23 protein-coding genes and 1 pseudogene are annotated in these 23,247 nt (G+C 60.5%); 15 read left to right on the plus strand and 9 right to left on the minus strand.

Features of this window, described 5'->3' with window-relative positions; translation table 11 throughout:
• Window positions 1-98 precede the first annotated feature (98 nt).
• The 4 genes from J3P81_RS01170 to gcvH all read left to right on the plus strand — a co-directional run bounded on the left by J3P81_RS01170 (window position 99) and on the right by gcvH (window position 4,631).
• Window positions 99-1,103, plus strand: a complete 1,005-nt coding sequence (locus J3P81_RS01170; RefSeq protein ID WP_434561705.1) for an extracellular solute-binding protein — start codon at window positions 99-101, stop codon at window positions 1,101-1,103.
• A gap of 214 nt (window positions 1,104-1,317) precedes the next feature.
• Window positions 1,318-2,943, plus strand: a complete 1,626-nt coding sequence (locus tag J3P81_RS01175; protein WP_420765101.1) for an ABC transporter permease — start codon at window positions 1,318-1,320, stop codon at window positions 2,941-2,943.
• Between the two features lie 168 nt (window positions 2,944-3,111).
• Entirely contained in the window at window positions 3,112-4,194 is a 1,083-nt protein-coding gene (gene gcvT, locus J3P81_RS01180; protein ID WP_420765100.1) for a glycine cleavage system aminomethyltransferase GcvT, read from the plus strand.
• A gap of 53 nt (window positions 4,195-4,247) precedes the next feature.
• Window positions 4,248-4,631: a glycine cleavage system protein GcvH gene (gene gcvH / locus J3P81_RS01185; RefSeq protein WP_434561707.1), complete on the plus strand. Its 384-nt coding sequence runs from the start codon at window positions 4,248-4,250 to the stop codon at window positions 4,629-4,631.
• Window positions 4,632-4,726: 95 nt separating this feature from the next.
• Here the strand turns inward: gcvH and J3P81_RS01190 are convergent, their stop codons facing one another.
• The 6 genes from J3P81_RS01190 to J3P81_RS01215 form a co-directional block, all read right to left on the minus strand.
• Entirely contained in the window at window positions 4,727-5,590 is an 864-nt protein-coding gene (locus J3P81_RS01190; protein WP_434561709.1) for an outer membrane protein, read from the minus strand.
• Window positions 5,591-5,607: 17 nt separating this feature from the next.
• The gene (locus J3P81_RS01195) at window positions 5,608-5,925 is read right to left on the minus strand and encodes a DUF2388 domain-containing protein (RefSeq protein ID WP_434561711.1); all 318 of its coding nucleotides are present in this window, start codon (window positions 5,923-5,925) and stop codon (window positions 5,608-5,610) included.
• A 68-nt stretch (window positions 5,926-5,993) separates the two neighbouring features.
• A complete protein-coding gene (locus J3P81_RS01200; protein ID WP_434561713.1) occupies window positions 5,994-6,443 on the minus strand; it encodes an NfeD family protein in 450 nt (149 codons plus the stop codon).
• A 7-nt stretch (window positions 6,444-6,450) separates the two neighbouring features.
• Window positions 6,451-7,371: an SPFH domain-containing protein gene (locus J3P81_RS01205; RefSeq protein WP_434561715.1), complete on the minus strand. Its 921-nt coding sequence runs from the start codon at window positions 7,369-7,371 to the stop codon at window positions 6,451-6,453.
• Window positions 7,372-7,496: 125 nt separating this feature from the next.
• A complete protein-coding gene (locus J3P81_RS01210) occupies window positions 7,497-9,281 on the minus strand; it encodes a GspE/PulE family protein (RefSeq protein WP_434561717.1) in 1,785 nt (594 codons plus the stop codon).
• A 150-nt stretch (window positions 9,282-9,431) separates the two neighbouring features.
• Entirely contained in the window at window positions 9,432-9,770 is a 339-nt protein-coding gene (locus J3P81_RS01215; RefSeq protein ID WP_420765095.1) for a hypothetical protein, read from the minus strand.
• Between the two features lie 126 nt (window positions 9,771-9,896).
• Between J3P81_RS01215 and J3P81_RS01220 the strand changes: the two genes are divergently transcribed.
• A complete protein-coding gene (locus J3P81_RS01220; protein WP_434561719.1) occupies window positions 9,897-10,367 on the plus strand; it encodes an Lrp/AsnC family transcriptional regulator in 471 nt (156 codons plus the stop codon).
• Window positions 10,368-10,511: 144 nt separating this feature from the next.
• Here the strand turns inward: J3P81_RS01220 and J3P81_RS01225 are convergent, their stop codons facing one another.
• Window positions 10,512-11,879, minus strand: a complete 1,368-nt coding sequence (locus J3P81_RS01225; RefSeq protein ID WP_434561721.1) for an inorganic triphosphatase — start codon at window positions 11,877-11,879, stop codon at window positions 10,512-10,514.
• A 157-nt stretch (window positions 11,880-12,036) separates the two neighbouring features.
• Here J3P81_RS01225 and argE point away from each other — a divergent pair, with 157 nt between their 5' ends.
• The 3 genes from argE (at window position 12,037) to J3P81_RS01240 (ending at window position 16,423) form a co-directional block, all read left to right on the plus strand.
• Complete coding sequence (gene argE / locus J3P81_RS01230; RefSeq protein WP_434561723.1) at window positions 12,037-13,194, plus strand: acetylornithine deacetylase; 1,158 nt, start codon at window positions 12,037-12,039, stop codon at window positions 13,192-13,194.
• Between the two features lie 137 nt (window positions 13,195-13,331).
• Complete coding sequence (gene argA, locus J3P81_RS01235) at window positions 13,332-14,630, plus strand: amino-acid N-acetyltransferase (RefSeq protein WP_420765091.1); 1,299 nt, start codon at window positions 13,332-13,334, stop codon at window positions 14,628-14,630.
• 473 nt (window positions 14,631-15,103) lie between these two features.
• Window positions 15,104-16,423, plus strand: coding sequence for an OprD family porin (locus J3P81_RS01240; protein ID WP_420765090.1), 1,320 nt, complete (start codon window positions 15,104-15,106; stop codon window positions 16,421-16,423).
• Between the two features lie 83 nt (window positions 16,424-16,506).
• On the opposite strand, the pseudogene hepT reads toward J3P81_RS01240, so the two are convergent.
• Both hepT and mntA read right to left on the minus strand, forming a co-directional pair.
• Window positions 16,507-16,936 (minus strand): annotated as a pseudogene (gene hepT / locus J3P81_RS01245) (type VII toxin-antitoxin system HepT family RNase toxin).
• Window positions 16,926-17,321, minus strand: coding sequence for a type VII toxin-antitoxin system MntA family adenylyltransferase antitoxin (gene mntA / locus J3P81_RS01250; protein ID WP_420765088.1), 396 nt, complete (start codon window positions 17,319-17,321; stop codon window positions 16,926-16,928). The pseudogene hepT and the gene mntA overlap by 11 nt, the downstream one beginning before the upstream one ends.
• Before the next feature lie 330 nt (window positions 17,322-17,651).
• Between mntA and J3P81_RS01255 the strand changes: the two genes are divergently transcribed.
• The 7 genes from J3P81_RS01255 (at window position 17,652) to J3P81_RS01285 (ending at window position 23,247) form a co-directional block, all read left to right on the plus strand.
• Window positions 17,652-18,290 carry a peroxiredoxin gene (locus J3P81_RS01255; RefSeq protein ID WP_434561725.1) on the plus strand — a complete coding sequence of 213 codons (639 nt, stop codon included), beginning with the start codon at window positions 17,652-17,654 and terminating at the stop codon, window positions 18,288-18,290.
• Window positions 18,291-18,589: 299 nt separating this feature from the next.
• Entirely contained in the window at window positions 18,590-19,183 is a 594-nt protein-coding gene (ssuE, locus tag J3P81_RS01260; protein ID WP_434561727.1) for an NADPH-dependent FMN reductase, read from the plus strand.
• Window positions 19,184-19,274: 91 nt separating this feature from the next.
• Window positions 19,275-20,240: a sulfonate ABC transporter substrate-binding protein gene (locus tag J3P81_RS01265; protein WP_434561729.1), complete on the plus strand. Its 966-nt coding sequence runs from the start codon at window positions 19,275-19,277 to the stop codon at window positions 20,238-20,240.
• 24 nt (window positions 20,241-20,264) lie between these two features.
• Complete coding sequence (gene ssuD / locus J3P81_RS01270) at window positions 20,265-21,413, plus strand: FMNH2-dependent alkanesulfonate monooxygenase (protein WP_420765085.1); 1,149 nt, start codon at window positions 20,265-20,267, stop codon at window positions 21,411-21,413.
• A gap of 7 nt (window positions 21,414-21,420) precedes the next feature.
• Complete coding sequence (gene ssuC / locus J3P81_RS01275) at window positions 21,421-22,203, plus strand: aliphatic sulfonate ABC transporter permease SsuC (protein ID WP_434561731.1); 783 nt, start codon at window positions 21,421-21,423, stop codon at window positions 22,201-22,203.
• On the plus strand, window positions 22,200-23,006 hold the full coding sequence (gene ssuB / locus J3P81_RS01280) for an aliphatic sulfonates ABC transporter ATP-binding protein (protein WP_434561733.1): 807 nt from the start codon (window positions 22,200-22,202) through the stop codon (window positions 23,004-23,006). The genes ssuC and ssuB overlap by 4 nt, the downstream gene beginning before the upstream one ends.
• 25 nt (window positions 23,007-23,031) lie before the next feature.
• Window positions 23,032-23,247: a TOBE domain-containing protein gene (locus J3P81_RS01285; RefSeq protein ID WP_003177394.1), complete on the plus strand. Its 216-nt coding sequence runs from the start codon at window positions 23,032-23,034 to the stop codon at window positions 23,245-23,247.

The following is a 23,247-nucleotide window of genomic DNA, read 5'->3' on the forward strand; positions in this document are numbered from 1 at the left end:
CTGCAACATTTGGAAACGTGTCTGCCCACTGTTCGATTGTGGTGCTAAATGTGAGTCCTTATCATTTGCGCTCTGTTCACAATCGAGAGATCGCCACCATGTCGGCCACAAAACGCCTGCTGTCCGCCCTCGCCTTGGCCCTGATTGGCACTACCACGGCCCAGGCCGCCGATGAGGTGGTGGTCTATTCCTCGCGCATCGATGAATTGATCAAACCGGTTTTCGACGCGTATACCAAGAAGACCGGCGTAGCGGTGAAGTTCATTACCGACAAGGAAGCGCCGTTGATGCAGCGGATCAAGGCCGAAGGTGAAAACGCCACCGCCGACCTGTTGCTCACCGTGGACGCCGGGAACCTCTGGCAGGCCGAGCAGATGGGGATCCTGCAGCCCTTCACCTCGACGGTCATCGACGCCAACATCCCGCCTCAATATCGCGCGTCCTCCCATGCCTGGACTGGCCTGAGCCTGCGGGCGCGGACAATCGCCTATTCCACTGACCGGGTCAAACCGGGTGAGTTGACCACTTATGAGGCGCTGGCGGGCAAGGAGTGGGAAGGCCGCCTGTGCCTGCGGACTTCGAAGAAAGTCTACAACCAGTCCCTGACCGCGACGCTGATCGAAACCCACGGCGCGGAAAAAACCGAGGAAATCCTCAAGGGTTGGGTCAAGAACCTCTCCACCGACGTGTTCTCCGACGACACTGCGCTGCTTGAAGCGATCAATGCCGGCCAGTGTGATGTCGGCATCGTCAACACCTATTACTACGGTCGCCTGCACCAGCAGAAGCCGGACCTGAAGGTCAAGTTGTTCTGGCCGAACCAGGCCGATCGGGGCGTGCACATCAACCTCTCGGGCATCGGCCTGACCAAGCACGCACCGCACCCGGAAGCCGCGAAGAAGCTGGTGGAATGGATGACCACGCCTGAAGCGCAAAGTATCTTTGCTGACGTGAACCAGGAGTTTCCGGCGAATCCAAAAGTGGCACCCTCCAAGGAAGTCGCTGCCTGGGGCAAGTTCAAGGCCGATACCTTGCCAGTGGAAGTGGCCGGTAAGCGCCAGGCCGAAGCCATCCGCATGATGGACCGTGCTGGCTGGAATTGAGACGGGATCGCTCAGTCCATCGATGAAGTGTGGCGAGGGAGCTTGCTCCCGCGGGATCGGGCTGGCGCTCCAGGGCAAAGCCCTCCCCAACTATCGACCGGGTCTATCTGACGGGGCATGATCCGGATCGTTAGGGCTACTTCGTAGCCCAGCGGGAGCAAGCTCCCTTGCCACATGAGCCCTTTGTCAGTAATGACGCGAACGAGAACTTTCCTTGACCCACCCCGCCCAACGCCGCTGGTATCCCCTGGTCTTCGCCGTCGCTGCGCTAGTCTTGTTGCCCTTGAGCGTGCTGCTGCTGTCCTGGCAGAGCATTGATCTACAAATCTGGTCCCATTTGTGGGACACCCAGATGCCACGCCTGTTGGGTAACACCCTCACGCTGATCTTTGGTGTGGGTGTCGGGGTGACGCTGCTGGGCGTGAGCCTGGCCTGGCTCACGAGCCTTTGCGAATTTCCCGGCCGTCGATGGCTCGACTGGGCGCTGATGCTGCCGTTCGCGGTGCCTGCCTATGTATTGGCATTTGTCTTCGTAGGCCTGCTGGACTTTGCCGGTCCGGTGCAAACGTTGCTGCGCGAATGGTTTGGCAGTGGCCTGCGCCTGCCTCGGGTGCGTTCCACTGGCGGTGTGATCCTGGTGCTGGTCCTGGTGTTCTACCCCTATGTCTACCTGCTGGCGCGAAGCGCTTTCCTGGCGCAAGGCAAGGGCCTGATGGAAGCGGCGCGGGTGCTCGGGCAATCGCCTTGGCAGGCGTTCTGGCGTGTGGCGCTGCCGATGGCCAGGCCGGCAATCGGCGCCGGCGTGGCGCTGGCGCTGATGGAAACCCTGGCGGACTTCGGTGCGGTATCAGTGTTCAACTTCGACACCTTCACCACGGCCATCTACAAGACCTGGTACGGGTTTTTCAGCCTTTCCAGCGCAGCCCAGCTGGCCAGTCTCCTGTTGTTGACGGTCATGGTGGTCCTCTACGGCGAACGCCGCGCCCGGGGCGCCCAGCGGGCCGGCAACGAGCGACCGCGAGCCCAGGCGCTATACCACCTGCGAGGACTCAAGGCGGTGGCGGCCAGCGGCTGGTGCCTGCTGGTTTTCGCCTGTGCGTTTGTCATTCCGCTCATGCAATTGGTGGTCTGGTTTTGGCAGCGCGGTCGTTTCGACCTGGATGAGCGTTACGCCGGGTTGATTCTCCATACCCTCTACCTGGGCGGACTCGCGGCACTTGTCACGGTTTGCGTCGCCTTGCTGCTTGCCTTCGCTCGACGTCTGGCGCCGACCCGGTCGATCCGCGCCGGGGTCGGTCTGGCGAACCTGGGCTACGCCTTGCCCGGTTCGGTGCTGGCGGTATCGATCATGCTTGCGTTCAGTTATCTGGATCGCGAGCTGGTCATCCCGCTGTCGACACTGCTCGGAGGCGCGGGCAAACCGTTGCTGCTGGGCAGTTTGTCGGCACTGTTGCTGGCGTACCTGGTGCGTTTCCTGGCCGTGGCCTATGGCCCGTTGGAAAGCAGCCTGGCGCGTATTCGCCCGTCGTTGCCCGAAGCCGCACGAAGTCTCGGGGTGAGTGGGCCGCGACTGTTTTTCAAAGTGTATCTGCCGTTGCTGCTTCCTGGCACCCTGAGCGCCGCGCTGCTGGTATTCGTCGATGTGCTCAAGGAAATGCCGGCGACTTTGCTGATGCGCCCGTTTGGCTGGGACACGCTGGCGGTACGGATCTTTGAAATGACCAGCGAAGGGGAGTGGGCGCGGGCCGCCCTACCGGCGCTGAGCCTGGTGCTGGTGGGGCTGCTGCCAGTCATCGGATTGATACGGCGTTCGGCCCATCGACGCGTTCTGAGTGAATAGAGCACACGCCTAGGTGCCAGCCTTGGATCATGCGGATACAATGCGCGGCATTCGGTGCGGTCCGTCTGTCGGACCGGGTAGCTAGGAGCGTCGGAAAATTCTTTTTTCAGGCGTTCGAGCTGTGGCAGTACCCATCCGCACCTTCGCCAAGCCCGGAAGGAGAAACCCATGGGACAGCGTACGCCTCTGTATGACCTTCATCTCGCCCTCGGCGCGAAAATGGTCGATTTTGGCGGTTGGGATATGCCCTTGCACTATGGATCGCAAGTTGAAGAGCACCATCAGGTGCGTCGCGACTGCGGTGTGTTCGATGTATCCCACATGACCGTGATCGATGTAGCCGGCCCCCAGGCCAAAGCCTGGCTGCAGCGCCTGCTGGCCAACGACGTCGATCGCTTGCAGGACACTGGTCGCGCGTTGTACAGCACGATGCTCAACGAGCGCGGCGGCATTGTCGACGACATGATCATCTATCGTGTCGAGGACGGTTACCGGTTGGTGTTCAACGCCTCGACACGTGACCAGGACCTGGCCTGGATGCAAGCGCAACTCGGCGATTACGCAGTGCAGCTGCACGAGCGTGCCGAACTGGCGATGCTGGCTATCCAAGGCCCCCAGGCCCGGCACAAGATTGCCGAGCTGGTTACGCAACCACGCGGCCAGTTGATCCAGCAACTCAAGCCCTTCGAAGGTCGCGCCGACGGTGATTGGTTCATTGCCCGTACCGGCTATACCGGAGAAGACGGCCTGGAAATTGTCCTGCCGGCCCGTGAGGCCCCGAGTTTCTTCAACGACCTGGTGGGTGCCGGTATTCCTCCCATCGGACTCGGCGCCCGCGATACCTTGCGCCTGGAAGCCGGCATGAACCTCTACGGCCAGGACATCCACCAGGATATTTCACCGTTGGCCTCGAACATGGCCTGGAGCATTGCCTGGGAACCGGCGAGCCGTCAGTTCATCGGTCGCGCTGCGCTGGAGGCTGAACTTGCCGCCGGCGTGCAGCACAAACTGGTGGGGTTGGTGCTGGAAGAGCGCGGTGTATTGCGCGCCCACCAAGTGGTCCGTATCGCCAATGTTGGCGAAGGAGAGATCACCAGTGGTAGTTTTTCTCCTACGCTTAGCAAGTCGATTGCCCTGGCACGCGTTCCGATGGCTACCGCCGACCGTGCCGAGGTGGAAATTCGTGGCAAGTGGTACCCGGTACGAGTGGTCAAGCCGACCTTCGTCCGCCATGGCAAAACCCTGATCTGATTTTTTACGGCGGGCCGCCGGCCGCTGACACTTTTTCTTGAGGACACAGAATTATGAGCGATATCCCTGCCGAACTGCGTTTTGCCGAAAGCCACGAGTGGGCACGCCTGGAAGCCGACGGTACCGTTACCGTGGGCATCAGCGACCATGCACAGGAAGCGTTGGGCGACGTGGTGTTTGTCGAGCTGACTGAAGTCGGTAAAGTTTTTGCTGCAGGCGATCAGGCCGGCGTGGTGGAATCGGTCAAGGCCGCTTCCGATATCTATGCCCCGGTTTCGGGAGAAGTGATTGCAATCAACGAAGAGCTGGGTGGTTCACCAGAGCTGCTGAACTCTGATCCGTACGGCGCTTGGATTTTCAAGCTCAAGCCAAGCGACGAGGCCGAGCTGGACAAGTTGCTTGATGCGGCCGGCTACAAAGCTGCAATCGGCGAATAACCCGGACCTGGCTAGAGCTCACCGGGCCAAAAATGCCGCTCAACTGAGCGGCATTTTTTTTGAGTGTGCACCGCAGTTCTGATTTGTGTCTCAGATCAGAACGCCATCCGTGCCTCGACGTAGAGGTTCTGTTCGCGCAATTTGCCCTTGAGCTGTTCGTCCCGAGCGTTGATGCGATTGGCAAAGGTGTTGTAACCGGTTTCGATATCGCCCATGTCAACGTAGCGATAACCAGTGCCAAGGGTGAGTTGCTGGCTGAGCTTGATATCCGCCCCTACGCCCAGTGTATAGGCGAAGTTGTTCTGGCTGTTGTTTGCGAATCGTCGCGAAGGGTTGGACTGGTAACCCTCGGAATCGATAAACGCCACACCCAGGCCAGCCATGGCGTACAGCGAAAAATGTTGGTTAAGCGGGAAGTTTTTGTACCCGTTGATCATCAAGCGGCTGGACGAAACTTGCATATTGTTGACGTTGGCATCGAACGGCGCCCAATGACTCTTGAACTCCGAATTCTGTTTGAGTGAATACTCGGTTTCCAGCCGCCAGTTGCCTTCGAATCCATAGCCAACCGCTACAGATCCGCCAACGTCTTTGCTGCTGGTCGGGCTGACAACACGATTGTTGACTCTGGGGCTGGTAAGGAGTGCATCGGAAAGATCTTGCTGCACGCTCAGGATTTTTATCGAGCCGTATAGGCCCTCGGCATGTGAGGTGGTGCTAAGTGCGGCGGTGATCAGCAGCAACGAAAGGCATGGCTTGTTCATGAGTATCGGTTCGCATTGTGGGTAAAGTTCGAATCGATAGAGTTTGCAGTGCCAGCCTCGCACGTTTGTATCAGAGCCTTCCTCCGCGGGCAGGTGAACTTTCATCGTAGCGGCGGGGTTGTTGGCCGGTTCGATGTAGGAAAGAAGCTCAGCAGTTGTTTGCCCATAAAAAAATGCCGCTCGATCGAGCGGCATTTTTCATGGGGCGGGAATCACTCCTGGGCGATGGCGTTCTTCGCCAGGATCGCGTTGGCCAGTTCCATGTCGGTGGCTTGCAGGCCAGGGTTGTCGGCACGGACTTTCTGCATGGCCGCTTCCAGGTAAGGGCCACGAATGCCGCCGTCACTGGCGACGAAGCTGCCGGCGTCGTCCTGGGCGGCGACGATCAGCTTGTTATCCTTGAAGGTCAGGTAGGTGGAACCGGTGGTTGCGCCGGACGAAATGACGTTACGCCAAAACGCGTCGGCCATTGCCGAGCCCACAGGGAGAGAAAGCAAGGCCAGGGTCGCGACAGCAAGTTTGAGACGCATGATAGGTGACTCCACAGGGTTAACTATGACGTTGGATTACGGTTGCCCCGGTTCAGTTCCATGGCACGTCAGTCAGCCCTTTCCACTGTCAATACCGTACCTTCCTGTGCCACCACCCTGACCCGCGTGCCAATGGACAGGTCGGGGCCCTTCGCCAACCAGACGCCGTCGGCCACCCTGATCTTGCCGCGCCCATCGACAATCGCCTCGTGGACCTGGAACACCTTGCCGATCAGCTCCTGCCCGCGCAGGTTCAGGTGCGGCTGGTCGCTTTGGCGGATGGCGCTGCGCTGGCGTCGCCACCAATACAGGGCTGTCGCGATAGCGAACAGGCCGAACAGCAGGAACTGGATCTCCCACACCAATTGCGGCAGGACGAACGTCAGCACGCCGACCGCTGCGGCGGCCATGCCAATCCACAGTAGGTATCCGCCCGCGCCGAACACTTCCAGTATCAACAGGATGACGCCCAGCGCCAGCCAGTCCCAATAAGACAATTGCTGCAGGAACAGCCACATACGCGCCTCAGGCTTTCTTGTTGTCGAAGGTGGCCTTGACGATTTCGCCAATGCCGCCCACCGCACCGATGACCTGGCTGGCTTCCAGCGGCATCAGAATCACCTTGCTGTTGTTGGCCGAGGCCAACTGCCCCAGCGCATCGATGTATTTTTGCGCAACAAAGTAGTTCACGGCCTGTACGTTACCGTCGGCGATTGCCTGGGACACCACCTGGGTGGCGAGGGCTTCGGCTTGCGCCTGGCGTTCACGTGCCTCGGATTCAAGGAACGCGGCCTGGCGGCTGCCCTCGGCTTCGAGGATCTGGGCCTGTTTCTTGCCCTCGGCGGTAAGAATCGCCGACGCTCGCAGCCCCTCGGCTTCCAGGATCTGTGCACGCTTGATACGTTCGGCTTTCATCTGCCCCGACATGGCGGCCATCAGGTCGGCCGGCGGGCTGATGTCCTTGATCTCGATCCGCGTGATCTTGATGCCCCATGGCGCCGTGGCTTCGTCGACCGTGCGCAGCAACTTCTCGTTGATACCGTCGCGCTGGCTCAACATGGCGTCCAGTTCCATGGAGCCCAGCACCGTGCGGATGTTGGTCTGCAACAGGTTGCGGATGGCGTGTTCGAGGTTGTTGACCTCGTAGGCGGCCTGGGCGGTATTGACCACCTGGAAGAAGCACACGGCGTCGATCTGCACTGTAGCGTTGTCGGCGGTGATGACTTCCTGGGGCGGGATGTCCAGCACGCTTTCCATGACGTTGATCTTGCGCCCGATGCGGTCCATCACGGGAATGATGATGTTCAGGCCAGGCTTGAGCGTATTGGTATAGCGGCCGAACCGCTCGACCGTCCATTGATAACCCTGGGGCACCACTTTGAACCCCATGAACAGAATGGCGACCACGAGGCCGATGAAGAGTAGAAGCACGCTGCCGATCTGCATGACGGTTCCCTGTACGAATTGAATGGACCTGCTAACCCTGAGTGTAGGGCAAGCGGCCATTATCTTCGCTACGGTCCGTTCCGGTATGTCTGTGGGACGTTTCCGGTCCCTGAGCCGGACCGTGCCTACTTCTGCTCGCTCTGTGGTGTCACTCGTAATACTTCCTCGACCGTGGTCAAGCCCGCCGCCACCTTTTGCGCGCCTGAAAGCCGCAGGCTTCGCATGCCTTCCTTGAACGCCTGGCGGCGCACGGCAAGCAGGTCGGTGTCGGGGTGGATCAAGGCTCTGACGCTGTCGCTCAGTTGCATGATCTCGTACACCCCGGCGCGACCGCGATAACCGGTGTCACGGCATTCCGAGCAACCCACGGCCTGCTGGGCATTGGTGGGCAACGGCGCCTGCCAGGGACGCGTCAGGGTTTGCCAGTCGTCTTCGTCCAGGGTCAGGGGAGCCTTGCAATGCGGGCACAATGTTCGCACCAGGCGCTGGGCCATGACGCCGAGCACCGTCGCTTTGATCAGGTAATGCGGCACGCCGAGTTCGAGCAGCCGGCTGATGGCGCTCGGTGCATCGTTGGTGTGCAGGGTCGAGAGCACGAGGTGCCCGGTGAGCGCTGCCTGGATCGCCATTTCAGCGGTTTCGAGGTCGCGGATCTCGCCGATCATGATGATGTCGGGGTCTTGCCGCATCAATGCGCGTACCCCCGCGGCAAACGACAGCTCGATGTTGTGCTGGACCTGCATCTGGTTGAAGGACGCCTCGACCATTTCAATCGGATCTTCGATGGTGCAGAGATTCACTTCAGGCGTCGCCAGTTTCTTCAGCGTGGTGTACAGGGTCGTGGTCTTGCCAGACCCGGTGGGGCCCGTGACCAGGATGATGCCGTTGGGCTGGCGAGTCATGTCCTGCCAGCGGCGCAGGTCGTCGACAGAGAAGCCGAGCTGGTCGAAATCCTTGAGCAGCACTTCCGGGTCGAAGATCCGCATGACCATTTTCTCGCCGAACGCGGTCGGCAAGGTCGACAGTCGCAACTCCACCTCGCCGCCGTCCGGGGTCTTGGTCTTCACGCGGCCGTCCTGGGGCTTGCGCTTTTCGGCAACGTTCATCCGGCCCAGGCTCTTGAGCCGGCTGATGATGGCCATCGTCACCTGTGGCGGAAATTGATAGACGGTGTGCAGCACGCCGTCGATGCGGAAGCGCACGGTGCCTTGCTCGCGGCGCGGTTCGATATGGATATCGCTGGCCCGTTGCTGGAAGGCGTATTGGAACAGCCAGTCGACGATATTGACGATATGCGCGTCGTTGGCATCCGGTTCCTGATCGCTGGCGCCCAGGTTGAGCAGTTGTTCGAAGTTGGTCAGATTGCTGGGTTGCTGGTCGACCGTGGTCGCGCCGCTGACCGACTTGGCCAGTCGATAGAACTCCACGCTCAGGCGCTGGATGTCCACAGGGTTGGCCACCACGCGCTTGACCGGCAACTTCAGTACGTGGGTCAGGTCCGCTTCCCAGCTGCTGACATAGGGCTGGGCGCTGGCGACCGTCACGGCGTCCCGGTCCACCGCTACCGCGAGAATCTTGTGGCGTTGCGCAAAGGCGTAGGACATCAGCGGCGTAACGGCCGCGACGTTGATCTTCAATGGGTCGATGCGCATGTAGGGCTGGTCGGCCTGCTGGGCCAGCCACAACGTAAGGTTTTCCAGGTCCAGGCGCTTGCCGGGACGGCTGAGGTCGTCGAGATGCTGGTTGGCGATGAACTCCAGTGGATGCAGCTGGCTGTTGGCGTTATGGCGCCGGCGGGCATTGAGCGCAGTCTCGGCAGAGTCCTGGCTGATGATGCCTTGGGCAACCAGTTGGCGCAGCAGGTCGTTGAGGTCCAGCCAGCGGTCCTGAGTGGCGTGTTTGGTGGACATGGGCGTTCGGGTTCCTATTGGACAATTGCAGCAAAGCCGCGATACAGACGCTTCGGCGTCGTGGCTCGTTCTGCAAAAGAATAGTCCCGACCCTGCGGACCGTTGGGCCACTACCCGACCAATGCGTTTCCAATTCTTGCCTGGAGGCCCTCAACCTGCCGCCAGCACCGGCTCGGCGCGCGCGATATCAGCGTCTTGCAAGTCGACTGAACAGACGCTTATCAGGTTACGCAATTTTTCAGCGATGACTTGGGCGCGGTGCCAGCTCAGCCCGGTCAGGAGGCATTCCATCGAGAGCAATTCGTCGAGACGTTCGATGCGTGCGGTTTCCAGAACAAGGCCCTGCAAGGCGAACAGGTTGAGCACCCGGCAGGGCAGGTCCGCCTCGGCTTCCCCGAGCAAATGAAAGCGGGCGCGACAATAGGGATTGGCGGTGTGCCAGACGTCGGCGCGGAGCGCGGCGGTGCCGGGGGCTTGCAAAGAGGGCATGGCATTTCTCCTGAGATTGGAGAGAAATCTTTGCATGGGATTGGGGGTATTTCTTATCTAAGATAGGCTTATTCGCCAACCTGGCGAATTGGATAAATCATGTGATGGCCTTATCGGGGATTTTTTATGCAAAGCGAGCTGGACGGGTTTGATCGCAAGATATTGGCCTTGTTGCAGGAAGACGCTTCGCTCTCCAGCGCGCAGATCGCCGAACGGGTAGGTTTGTCCCAATCGCCATGCTGGCGGCGGATTCAGCGGATGAAGGAAGAAGGGATCATTCGCGGGCAGGTGACGTTGCTGGATCGTAAGAAAATCGGCCTGAACACGCAGATCTTCGCCGAAATCAAACTAAACGCCCATGGACGCTCGAATTTTACCGAGTTCACGGAGGCGATCCGCGGCTTCCCTGAGGTCTTGGAATGCTACGTGCTGATGGGGTCGGTGGATTTCTTGCTGCGCATTGTCACGGCGGACATCGAGGCCTACGAGCGCTTCTTTTTCGAGAAGCTGTCGATGGTGCCGGGGATCCAGGAAGTGAATTCGATCGTGGCGCTGTCGGAGATCAAGTCGACGACGAGTTTGCCGGTGGTGCGCTGAGCTTGTTTTTGCGATGTTTGGGCTGGCCTCATCGCGAGCAAGCTCGCTCCCACAGTTGATCTTCAGCGGCCACAAGATCTGTGTGCAACGCTGGACCCCTGTGGGAGCGAGCTTGCTCCGGGCGGCGATCCGACGATGGCGATCTTACAGGCGCAACAAAGTCTTCCAGGCCCGATTCTGATACACCGCGATCGCCTGTTGCTTGCGCGCGTCCAGGAGTTCGTCGGTGATCGGTTCGTTGGCCAGCTGCGCCAGCTTGTTCAGCTCACCGTAGAGTCGGTCCATTTCAGGGATTTCCAGCACCTGGCGGGCGTGATGCAGCCAGGCCTGGATGCGTTCGATGCGCGGCAGTTGTTCGGCGAGGTCTTCCGGCTGCTGTTGGTAGCGTTGCAGTTGCAGCGACGAAGCTTCTTCGCCCAGCAGCCGTGGCAGCCAACTGCCCAGTTGCGCCGCGCCCTGGCGATTGCCCCGGGTGTTGCGGTCGGCGGCCCAGCTGCGGGCCAGCAGCCAGCGTGACGCTTGGAGAGAGAAGAGGCCCCAACGCGGGTCCTGCAGCTCCTCGAGGAATTGCTCCGGCGCGGCCTTGCGCACGTCTTCGTCTTCGATGCCGGCCTGAACCAGTGGACGCCAGTCCTCCAGCAGCGCGTCCAGGGCCACCCGCAGGTCGTGGGTCGACTGGCGCGGCGCGGCCTGGCCGAGGCTGCTGAGCAGGGCACGCAGTTCGGCGAGATTTTCCACCCAGTCTTGCAGCAGGCGCCAATGGCCGTTGAAACGGTACTGCTCGGCCAGGCGCTGGCTGCTCCCTAGGAGGTGCCAGCTCAGTGCGGCGAAGGCGTCGTCCAGCGGCGTTTCAGCGGTCAATTGCGGGGCCGGAAGGCTCAGGGCATAACTGCTCGCATCATGCAGGCGATAGCCGCGTTCGGCCTTGCTGATGTCGCACGGCATCAAGGGCAGGGTCACGGCCAGTTCGGCGGCCAGTTCCAGCAAAGCGGCGGGTTCGCCTTCGCGCAGTTCAAGTTCCAGCTCGCAGATTTCTTCCTTCTGCTTGCCCACCACGACGTGGCCCAGGTCCAGGGCGGCTTCGATGACCACTTTGCTCTTGCCACGGCCCCAGGCAATTTCGGCGCGTTCGCGAACGAAGTCGGTGGTGAAGATCGCTTTGAGGGTTTTTTTGTCCAGGTCAGCCAGCGCCTCGGGCCAGCATTCGCCGTCGAGTTTCTTCAGGTCGAGCTTGGCCTTGGGCAGGTGCCAATCGTATTCGTTGCGCTCGGACAGGCCAGCGATGCTCTGGCCCCGCGTCTTGAGGGTCTGGATCACTGCTTCGCCATCGCGACGCAGGCGCAGGGCGACCTTGGCCTGAGCCAGGTCGCGTTCTGGAGTGTCGAAGTACTGGTTCATCAGTTCGTGGCGTTCCCAGCCACTCTTGTTACGTTTTTTCAACAGCGGATGCTCACGCAACGCTGCCAGGGTCTCGCGGCTGACGCGGAGTTTGATTTCGGTTTCTTTCTGCATGGCCGGAAAATCCAGGGATCGGGTGCGCAGCCGGGGGAAGGTGTGGCTGCCAAGGCCGTGCAGTGTACAGGACTCGTCGAGCCTACGCGCCGAACGGTTCCATCCTTGCGCTCGATGGCTCTATGATGGACTTCAATTTGCAAGTCCGGAGCCAGCGATGCCTTTGCCGTCCATGAAAGACCAATTCGCTGCCCTGATCGCTGCACCGTCGGTCAGCTGCACCCAGCCCGCGCTGGATCAGTCCAACGGCACCGTCATCGAACTGCTGGCGGGCTGGCTCTCCGAGCTTGGGTTTCGCTGCGACATCCAACAGGTCAGCCCCGGCAAGTTCAACCTTTTGGCCAGTTTCGGCACGGGCCCTGGCGGGCTGGTACTGGCCGGCCACAGTGACACGGTGCCGTTCGACGGCGCGTTATGGCAGACCGATCCGCTGAAGCTCACCGAAGTCGATGGGCGTTGGGTGGGCCTGGGCAGTTGCGACATGAAAGGCTTCTTCGCCCTGGCCATCGAGGCGGTCAGGCCGCTGCTGGACCAACCGTTCAAGCAACCGTTGCTGATCCTCGCCACCTGCGATGAAGAGAGCTCCATGGCCGGCGCCCGGGCCCTGGCGGATGCCGGTCGTCCGTTGGGCCGCGCTGCGGTGATCGGCGAGCCCACCGGCCTGCGACCGATTCGCCTGCACAAGGGCGTGATGATGGAGCGCATCGACATCCTCGGGCGCAGCGGCCATTCATCCGACCCAAGCCTGGGCCACAGCGCCCTCGAGGCCATGCACGACGCCATGGGCGAATTGCGCGGTTTGCGCCTGCAATGGCAGCGTGAATTCCGTAATCCACAATTCACCGTGCCGCAACCGACGCTGAATTTCGGCTGCATCCACGGCGGTGACAATCCCAATCGAATTTGTGGGCAATGTTCCATGGAGTTCGACTTGCGCCCCCTTCCGGGCATGGACCCTGAAGTGCTGCGGGCGGCGATCCGGCAGAAGCTCGACCCCATCGCCGAGCGGCATAAGGTCAAGATCGACTACGCTCCGTTGTTCCCTGAAGTCCCTCCATTCGAGCAGCCCGAAGACTGCGCATTGGTGCGCGTAGCCGAGCGGCTGACCGGTTATCGCGCCGAAGCAGTGGCGTTCGGCACCGAAGCGCCTTATCTTCAGCGCCTTGGCTGCGAAACCCTGGTGTTGGGCCCTGGCGATATCGCCTGCGCTCATCAGCCGGGCGAGTACCTTGAAATGTCACGTTTGCAACCTACCGTGCAATTGCTCCGTCAGTTGATCGGTCATTACTGCCTGACGCCGACCACGGCCGATTAAATTGCCCGCGTGCGGGCCCGTATCCATCACATGAGGAGAGCGCGCGTGTCGCCAAGCCTGTTCCGACGATAACCACCAGCCCGCTGTGCGTTCTGTTTCGTCTTTTTTCGGCTGTTATTTATTACAGGTCCAGGTTCATGCCCGAATACGTCAATTGGCTTCGTCACGCTTCGCCTTACATCAATGCCCACCGCGATTGCACCTTCATCGTCATGCTGCCTGGCGACGGGGTCGAGCACCCCAACTTCGGCAACATCGTCCATGACCTGGTGCTGCTGCACAGCCTCGGCGTGCGCCTGGTGCTGGTCCATGGTTCTCGCCCGCAGATTGAAACCCGCCTGGCCGCACGGGGCCTGACGCCCCATTACCATCACGGCATGCGCATCACCGATGCCGCGACGCTGGAATGCGTGATCGACGCGGTCGGCCAGTTGCGCATCGCCATCGAGGCACGCCTGTCCATGGACATGGCGTCATCGCCGATGCAGGGTTCGCGGTTGCGGGTCGCCAGTGGGAACCTGGTCACCGCCCGGCCGATCGGCGTGCTCGAGGGTGTGGATTATCACCACACCGGCGAAGTGCGCCGGGTCGATCGCAAGGGCATCAATCGCCTGCTGGACGAGCGTTCCATCGTGCTGCTGTCGCCGTTGGGCTATTCGCCCACCGGGGAGATCTTCAACCTCGCCTGCGAAGACGTCGCCACTCGGGCCGCCATCGACCTGGCGGCGGACAAGCTGCTGCTGTTCGGCGCCGAGCAAGGCCTGATTGGCGAAGATGGCCGACTGGTCCGTGAGCTGCGCCCGCAACAGGTCCCGGCCCATATGCAGCGCTTGGGCAGCGACTACCAAGCCGAACTGCTGGATGCGGCGGCCCAGGCCTGCCGCGGCGGTGTTGCCCGCAGCCATATCGTCAGCTATGCCGAAAACGGCGCGCTGCTGGCCGAATTGTTCACTCGCGATGGCAGCGGCACACTGGTGGCCCAGGAGCAGTTCGAGGTGGTGCGCGAAGCAGCCATCGAAGACGTCGGCGGATTGCTCGACCTCATCAGTCCTCTGGAAGAACAGGGCATCCTGGTGCGCCGTTCCCGTGAGGTGTTGGAGCGTGAGATCGAACAGTTCAGCGTGGTAGAGCGCGAAGGAATGATCATCGCTTGCGCGGCGCTCTACCAGATCGCCGATTCGGATGCCGGTGAGCTGGCCTGCCTGGCGGTGAATCCGGAGTATCGCCACGGTGGCCGGGGCGATGAGTTGCTGGAACGGATCGAAACCCGGGCCCGTGCCCAGGGGCTCAAGACGTTGTTCGTATTGACGACGCGCACGGCCCATTGGTTTCGTGAGCGGGGCTTCGAACCCAGCAGCGTCGAGCGCCTGCCTGCGGCCCGGGCATCGCTTTACAACTACCAGCGCAATTCGAAAATCTTCGAAAAAACCCTGTAGGCAGCCATTCGGAAAACTGGCGTTACCGCGGTCTTCTTGATTTCAGACAATGAGCAGCTAGTCTGGATCCCGTCAAGATCGCGGCATACGCGAGCGGTTGTTGACTGGATCGAAGGCGCAGGAGGCGCGCAAACACATCTCTGCGCCAGACTTTTGCGGGTCTCCAAAGCTGGCGACAAAACACCATTCAGTAATCCTTTGCGCCGCCGATAAGACGTTTCACGGCTTGATGACGCAGTGATGGCACTTATATGTCAAAAAACGCTGAAAACTGCCGAAACAATTCTTTTTGGATTTATAAATAATCCTTTATTCTCCGGGCCGGTGTCGCGGGGTTAGACCATGGTCGTAGGCCGAAAGGGTTACGGTTGACTTGCCAGTCACGGTCTGGCGCTAATCGCGCATCCGCGGATTCCGGGCGTTCGATTCGGAACCAAAGACACACAAGAATTAGAAAACGAGAGGAGCGAAGCATGAAGAAGTCTACCTTGGCCATGGCAGTGGCCTTTGGGGTATTGGCGCAGCAGGCAGGCGCCGCCGGTTTTATCGAAGACAGCAAGGCGTCCGTCAGTTCCCGCACGCTGTACTTCAACAACGACAACCACGAGACGGGCAGTGAAGACCTGCGCGAAACGGGCACTGGCCTTAAGTTCGACTACAAGTCTGGCTTCACTCAAGGTGTCGTTGGCTTCGGTATCGACGCCCAGGCTCTGGTGGGTATCCGTCTCGATGGCGGCAGGGGTCGTAACAACGGTTCCTATATGCCAGCCGATACCGACGGTGCGGCGGTCCACGAGTGGAGCCGTTTGTCCGGTAACGTAAAGGCTCTTTTCTCCAAGACCGAAGCTCACCTGGGCGGTGCCTTGGCGCCTAGCCTGCCGATCCTGGTGGCCAACGACAGCCGCCTGCTGCCGCAGACCTTCGAGGGTGGCACCATCACCTCCAAGGAAATCGACAACGTCACGCTCAACGCTGGTCAGCTGGAGCAGGCCACTGGCCGTGCATCGAGCAACAGCACTGGCCTGGCCGTGGCGGGCGGTACCCAGGACAGTAACCAGTTCCGTTACGCGGGTGCTGATTGGAAGGTCACCAAAGACCTGACGCTGCAGTACTACTACGCGAACCTGCAGGATTACTACAAGCAACACTTCCTGGGCGCGGTCCATGTTTTCCCGATCAGCGAAGGTCAATCCTTCAAGACCGACCTGCGTTACTTCGACAGCAGTTCGGATGGCCGCAACGGTGACCTGGGCTATCGCTTCAACAACAACGGTGGCTATGCCAAGAACCCGGGCGAGGTCGATAACAAGACCTGGAGCGCCATGTTCACCTACACCCTGGGTGGCAGTGCCTTCCTGTTGGGTCATCAACAAGTCGGCGATGACGGTGGCTTCGTCTACCTGAACCAAGGCAACGTGGTTGACGGCAACAACCGTCCTGAAGGTGCTGGTGGTGCGAGCTTCTACCTGTTCACCGACAGCATGATCAACGGTTTTGTCCGTGCCGGTGAGAACACCACCTTCGGCCAGTACTCCTACGACTTCGCTTCCATGGGCGTTCCAGGCCTGAAAGCCTCGGTTGCCTACCTGCGTGGCGACGACGTCAAGACCGCTAGCGGCACAAGCGATTACTCCGAGTGGGAACGCGACATGCGTGTGGATTACGTGATCCAGCAAGGCGCGTTGAAAGGCTTCGGTACTACTGTGCGTCACGGTAGCTACCGCAGCGGCGGTGTCGGCGACGACCAGGATCAGACCCGCGTAATCTTCAACTACACTTACAGCTTCATGTAAGACGTAGCGAAGTAAAAAAGCCCCGCCCGGCATCACGCCCGGCGGGGCTTTTGCGTTTTTGGCTCAACGAGCCGGCTATCGCCTTATCCCCTGGGTTCCATCGCGTCCTTACGCAGGATGAATGCGCTGAACGCCAGGAAATCATCCAGATGGCCGGTAATGATCGCGACCATGATCGGCAATTGCAGGGCTTGGTAGTCATGCACGGCGATATTCCTGAACCCCACCATGTTCTTCAGGTTTTTCACCAGACCTTCTTCGACCCAACCGCCTTGAAAAAGCAACTCGAACGTATCGCGGGCGCTTTGCGGGACCCCCAATCGTTCACGCCGAATCAGATGCTGTCCCATGTCCAGCGCGGCTTCACAGGCACGCTGAATGTTCAGGACGGCCGAGTCCTGGCGAGTGAAATCCGTAGCAAAGGTAGCGGGGTCCTTCTCGTATTCCTCCCTGCACCCTGGCAACGCAACGCTCGATGCTTGCTGCTTTATTGATCAGTACATCATCGACCATACACCCTGCCTTCTTCCTGGATATCCTTGAGCAATCGCGCTCGAGCCTCATCGAGAGCAGTCTTCTCGCTGAGAATGAAGCATTCGAACAACCCCGCCTGTACGTCCTTGGCCCAGAGTCTTCGGCCTCGGGTCACGATCTGGTGCTGCATGACGGTGGAGGCCGCCCGTAGATCAATCAGATCCACCGGGTTGCCAGCGATGTCCGCCAAATCGCCTGAAAGTTGCCACAACGACACTGGGTCGACCTTGCCTGACAACAGCACAGCCAAATCCACATCACTGTCAGGCCCGGCGGTCTCCTGGGCGTGGCTGCCGAACAGGTAAACAGCCAACAGGTCAGGCAGATGATTTTGCAAGTGAGTCAACAAGGCATGAGCGTTCATGCTGCCTATCCTAGCCGCTCGTCCGGAGATCGCGTCAACAATTTCCGAAATGTACCTACAAAACAAAAAAGTCCCGCCCGGCATCACGCCCGGCGGGGCTTTTGCGTTTCGGGTCCGGCCCACCCCTGTAGCCTTTCCCGAACCTTCTCCTCTTTTCAGCACTCGAGGCCTTCTCGAAACCTCGGGAATGATCTTGGGCCGCTATGCGCTGCGGCACCAGTGAACAGTTTTTTATATTTCTTAATGATCTAAATAAATGGGTATTCATTCTTTTTAAAGCAACGAAAAGCGGTGCACAGTTGGGCTCCAAAAACATTCAGGAGCCGCATCATGAGCCTCAGACTCGGCGACATCGCCCCCGATTTCGAACAGGATTCCAGCGCCGGCAAGATTCGCTTCCACAAATGGCTCGGCGACAGCTGGGGCGTGTTGTTCTCCCATCCGGCGGACTTCACCCCGGTGTGCACCACCGAGTTGGGTCTCACTGCCAAGCTCAAGGACGAGTTCGCCAAACGCGGCGTCAAGGCCATCGCCCTGTCGGTGGACCCGGTGGACTCGCACCACAAGTGGATCGACGACATCAACGAAACCCAGAACGCCGTGGTCAATTTCCCGATCCTGGCCGATGCCGACCGCAAGGTGTCCGACCTGTACGACCTGATCCATCCCAACGCCAGCGACACCTTGACCGTGCGCTCATTGTTCGTGATCGACCCGAACAAAAAAATTCGCCTGACCATCACCTACCCGGCCAGCACCGGACGCAACTTCAATGAAATCCTCCGGGTCATCGATTCCCTGCAACTGACCGACAACTACAAAGTCGCCACGCCCGCCAATTGGCAGGACGGTGATGAAGTGGTGATCGTGCCGTCGCTCAAGGATGAAGAAGAACTCAAGCAGCGCTTCCCCAAGGGCTACCGTGCCGTGAAGCCCTATCTGCGCCTCACGCCTCAACCTAATCGTTGACGCGAACCTGTGGGAGCGAGCCTGCTCGCGATGGCGTTTTACCGGCCTACATCGACGCTGGCAGCTCCGACGCTATCGCGAGCAAGCTCGCTCCCACAAATTGATCTTCAGTGCACCAAGGATTTTGGCCGTTTCGACGGCCTTTTTTATGTGCAACGAAAAGACATTCGTATAGTTCCATATTGAATAAGTAAATGAACAAATATGATTTAAAGATATATCAAAGCGCTGTTATGGTTTGGTCCATACAGCGAGATCGCCCACCGCGAATCGCGCACGACTCTTAAGGAATAGTTGGCATGTTGGTTGTCTCGCTCGGCGGCAGTCCCAGCCAGCGCTCACGTTCAGGTGTGCTGTTGGAGCGCTCGCAACGTTGGTTGCAACATCAAGGTGTGGAAGTGGTGAGTTATCAGGTACGGGACTTCCCGGCCGAGGATCTGCTCCATGCCCGCTTCGACAGTCCCAAGGTGGTAGACCTGCTGGCACAGATCGAAAACGCCGATGGCCTGTTGATCGCCACGCCGGTATACAAGGCGTCTTTTTCCGGTGCGTTGAAGACCGTCCTTGATCTGCTGCCGGAACGGGCTCTGGCCCACAAGGTGGTGTTGCCCATGGCGACAGGTGGCAGCATCGCCCACATGCTGGCGGTGGATTATGCCCTCAAGCCGGTACTGTCGGCGCTCAAGGCCCAGGAGATGCTCCATGGGATCTTCGCTGAAGACAACCAGATAGCCTACGGCGAAGGCAGCGCTCAAGCGCGGTTGACGCCTGCCTTGCAACAGCGCCTGGATGAAGCGCTGGAGCAGTTCTACAGCGCCATGGCCCGTCGGCCCAAACCGTTGGATCCCAGCGTACTGAACGAACGTCTGTTGAGTGCTCGCTGGAGCATTTGACGCGCTACATCCCTGATTCAACTCCACCTTACTCAGCCGCCAACGGCCCAGCAGGTGCAGCCAAAACCCCATAGCAAAAAGGAGAGGCGCCATGCGCACTGTCATTTTGCGTCGCGGGCTGGTCGCTCTGTTTGCTGCGGCTGTGTCCTTCGGCGTCATCACCCAGGCTCAAGCCGAAACCTTGCGGATCGGTTATCAAAAGTACGGCACCCTGGTGCTGCTCAAGGCAAAGGGCACCCTGGAAAAACGCCTCGCCGCCCAAGGCGTGGACGTGCAATGGACCGAGTTTCCTGGCGGCCCGCAACTGCTTGAAGGCTTGAACGTCGGCTCCATCGATTTTGGCGTGACCGGCGAAACCCCGCCGGTGTTTGCCCAGGCAGCCGGCGCGGACCTGCTCTATGTGGCCTATGAGCCGCCGGCGCCCAACAGTGAAGCGATCCTGGTGCCCAAGGGCTCGCCGATCCAATCGGTGCAGGATCTCAAGGGCAAGAAAATCGCGCTGAACAAAGGCTCCAACGTCCATTACCTGCTGGTACGGGCGCTGGAAGATGCGGGCCTGCAATACACCGACGTCCAGACGGTTTTCCTGCCACCGGCCGATGCCCGCGCGGCGTTCGAACGAGGCAGCGTGGACGCCTGGGTGATCTGGGATCCGTACCAGGCCGCCGCTGAGCAGCAATTGCAGGCGCGCACCCTGCGTGACGGCAAAGGCATCGTTGACAACCACCAGTTCTACCTCGCCACCAAACCCTATGCGCAGAAAAATCCCCAGGTGATTACGGCTCTGGTGGAAGAGGTGCGGGCGGTAGGGGAGTGGTCCAGGGCCAATCCTGAAGACGTGACGCGGCAGGTCTCGCCGCTGCTCGGCTTGCCTGCCGATATCACGCTTACCTCGGTCAAGCGGCAAGGCTACGGGGCGTTGTTCCTGACGCCGGAAGTCGTCGCGGCGCAGCAGAAAATCGCCGACAGCTTCTACCAGCTCAAATTGATTCCCAAGCCCTTGAGCATCAAGGACGTGATCTGGACGCCGCCGGCGGCCGTTGCGAACGCGCAGTAATTCGATCCCTTAGGAGACCACTCCATGAGCCTTAATATTTTCTGGTTCCTGCCCACCCACGGCGACGGCCATTACCTTGGCACCGCTGAAGGCGCCCGCGCCGTCGATCATGGTTACTTGCAACAAATTGCCCAGGCGGCCGATCGACTGGGTTTCGGCGGCGTGCTGATTCCTACCGGGCGTTCCTGCGAAGACTCCTGGCTGGTGGCCGCTTCCCTGATTCCGGTGACCCAGCGCTTGAAATTCCTGGTAGCCCTGCGGCCCGGGATCATTTCCCCGACGGTGGCGGCGCGTCAGGCCGCGACGTTGGATCGACTCTCGGGAGGACGCGCGCTGTTCAACCTGGTCACTGGCGGCGACCCGGACGAACTGGCCGGCGACGGGCTGTTCCTCGATCACGAACAGCGCTACCAGGCCTCGGTGGAATTCACCCGGATCTGGCGCCGGGTGCTGGAAGGCGAGACCGTGGATTACGACGGCGAACACATCAGCGTGAAGGGCGCCAAGCTGCTCTATCCGCCGATCCAGCAACCGCGCCCGCCGCTGTACTTCGGTGGCTCGTCGGAAGCTGCCCAGGACCTGGCCGCCGAGCAGGTGGAAATGGTGCTGACCTGGGGCGAACCGCCCGCAGCCGTCGCCGAAAAAATCCAACAGGTGCGGGCCAAGGCCGCAAAGCAAGGACGCACCGTGCGCTTCGGCATTCGCCTGCATGTGATCGTGCGGGAAACCAATGCCGAAGCCTGGCAAGCGGCCGACCGCTTGATCTCCCATTTGGACGACGAAACCATCGCTCGCGCCCAGGCCTCCCTCGCGCGCTTCGACTCGGTGGGTCAGCAGCGGATGGCCGCGCTGCACGGCGGTCGCCGCGACAAACTGGAGGTGAGCCCCAATCTGTGGGCCGGTGTCGGCCTGGTTCGCGGCGGTGCCGGGACGGCGCTGGTGGGCGATGGCCCGACCGTGGCCGCGCGGGTGAAGGAGTACGCCGACTTGGGCATCGACACGTTCATCTTCTCGGGTTATCCACACCTGGAAGAGTCGTATCGGGTGGCGGAGCTGCTGTTTCCGCACCTGGACGTGGAACGCCCGCAATTGCCAAAAAGCCAGGGCTACGTGAGCCCGTTCGGTGAGATGGTCGCCAACGACATTCTGCCCAAAGCCGCGTCCCAGAGTTGAGGCGGCCATGAAGAAATTTATCCACAACCTGGCGCCGTGGGCGGTGCCGCTGCTGTTATTGGCGGTGTGGCAATTGTCGGTATCGGCCGGCTGGCTCTCCACGCGGATCCTGCCGGCGCCAGTGGCAGTGATCGAGGCTGGCGTGAGCCTGGTGCGCAGCGGCGAGATCTGGACTCACCTGGCCATCAGCGGTTGGCGCGCGGCGGTCGGCTTCCTGATCGGCGGCGGTATCGGCCTCGCGCTGGGCTTTATCACCGGCCTGTCGAAGTGGGGCGAGCGGCTGCTGGACAGCTCTGTGCAGATGGTGCGGAACGTGCCGCACCTGGCATTGATTCCGCTGGTGATCCTGTGGTTCGGCATCGACGAGTCGGCGAAGATTTTCCTGGTGGCGCTGGGCACGCTGTTTCCCATCTACCTCAACACTTACCACGGGATCCGTAACGTCGACCCGGCGCTGGTGGAAATGTCCCGCAGCTACGGCTTGTCCGGTTTCAGCCTGTTTCGCCAGGTGATCCTGCCGGGTGCCTTGCCTTCGATCCTCGTGGGTGTGCGTTTTGCCCTGGGCTTCATGTGGTTGACGCTGATCGTGGCGGAAACCATCTCGGCCAGTTCCGGCATCGGTTACCTGGCGATGAATGCCCGGGAATTCTTGCAAACCGATGTGGTGGTGCTGGCGATTCTTCTGTACGCCGTGCTTGGCAAGCTGGCTGACCTCGCCGCCCGTGGGCTTGAACGGGTCTGGCTGCGCTGGCATCCGGCCTACCAAGTGAACAAGGGAGGTGTCGCATGACCGCCCAACAACCACCGCGCCTGCTGCGAGGCATTCCGCTGGCGGTGCGCAATCTTCAGAAGACGTTTGGCTCGCGACAGGTATTGCGTGACATCGACCTGCATATCCCGGCTGGGCAGTTCGTCGCGGTAGTGGGGCGCAGTGGCTGCGGTAAAAGCACCTTGCTGCGTTTGTTGGCCGGGTTGGATCAGCCCTCGGGCGGCCAGTTGCTGGCCGGCTCGGCAGCGCTGAGCGCCGCGCGAGAAGACACTCGGCTGATGTTCCAGGAAGCGCGTCTGCTGCCTTGGAAGAAGATCATCGACAACGTCGGCCTTGGCCTGAAGGGCAACTGGCGGCCACAAGCCTTGCAGGCGCTCGATGCCGTGGGCCTGGCGGATCGTGCCCATGAATGGCCGGCGGCGTTGTCCGGCGGCCAGAAGCAACGGGTGGCGTTGGCTCGCGCGCTGATCCATCAACCGCGCCTGTTGTTGCTGGACGAGCCCTTGGGCGCGCTTGATGCCTTGACCCGGATAGAAATGCAGCAACTGATCGAGCGTCTGTGGCAGCAACACGGCTTTACCGTGCTGCTGGTGACCCATGACGTCAGCGAAGCAGTGGCGATTGCCGATCGGGTCATCCTGATCGAGGACGGCCAGATCGGCCTCGACCTGGCCATCGACCTGCCACGCCCCCGTGCTCGCGGCTCGCATCGCCTGGCGAGCCTGGAAACCGAAGTTCTCAACCGTGTGCTGTCCTTGCCCGGCCAACCGCCGGAACCCGAACCCGTTTCACCCTTGCCCACGCAGTTGCGTTGGGCGCAATAACTTCATCCAGACAGGAATCGACACCATGACCATCAAAGCCATCAACGTACGCAACCAGTTCAAAGGCACCATCAAGGAAATCGTCGAAGGCGACGTGCTGTCGGAAATCGATGTGCAGACCGCTTCGGGCATCGTCACGTCGGTCATCACCACGCGTTCGGTCAAGGAGTTGGAGTTGGCGATCGGCAGCGAAGTGATTGCCTTCGTCAAATCCACCGAGGTGTCGATCGCCAAGTTGTGA

Source organism: Pseudomonas sp. R1-6 (assembly GCF_051132115.1).
GTDB lineage: Bacteria > Pseudomonadota > Gammaproteobacteria > Pseudomonadales > Pseudomonadaceae > Aquipseudomonas.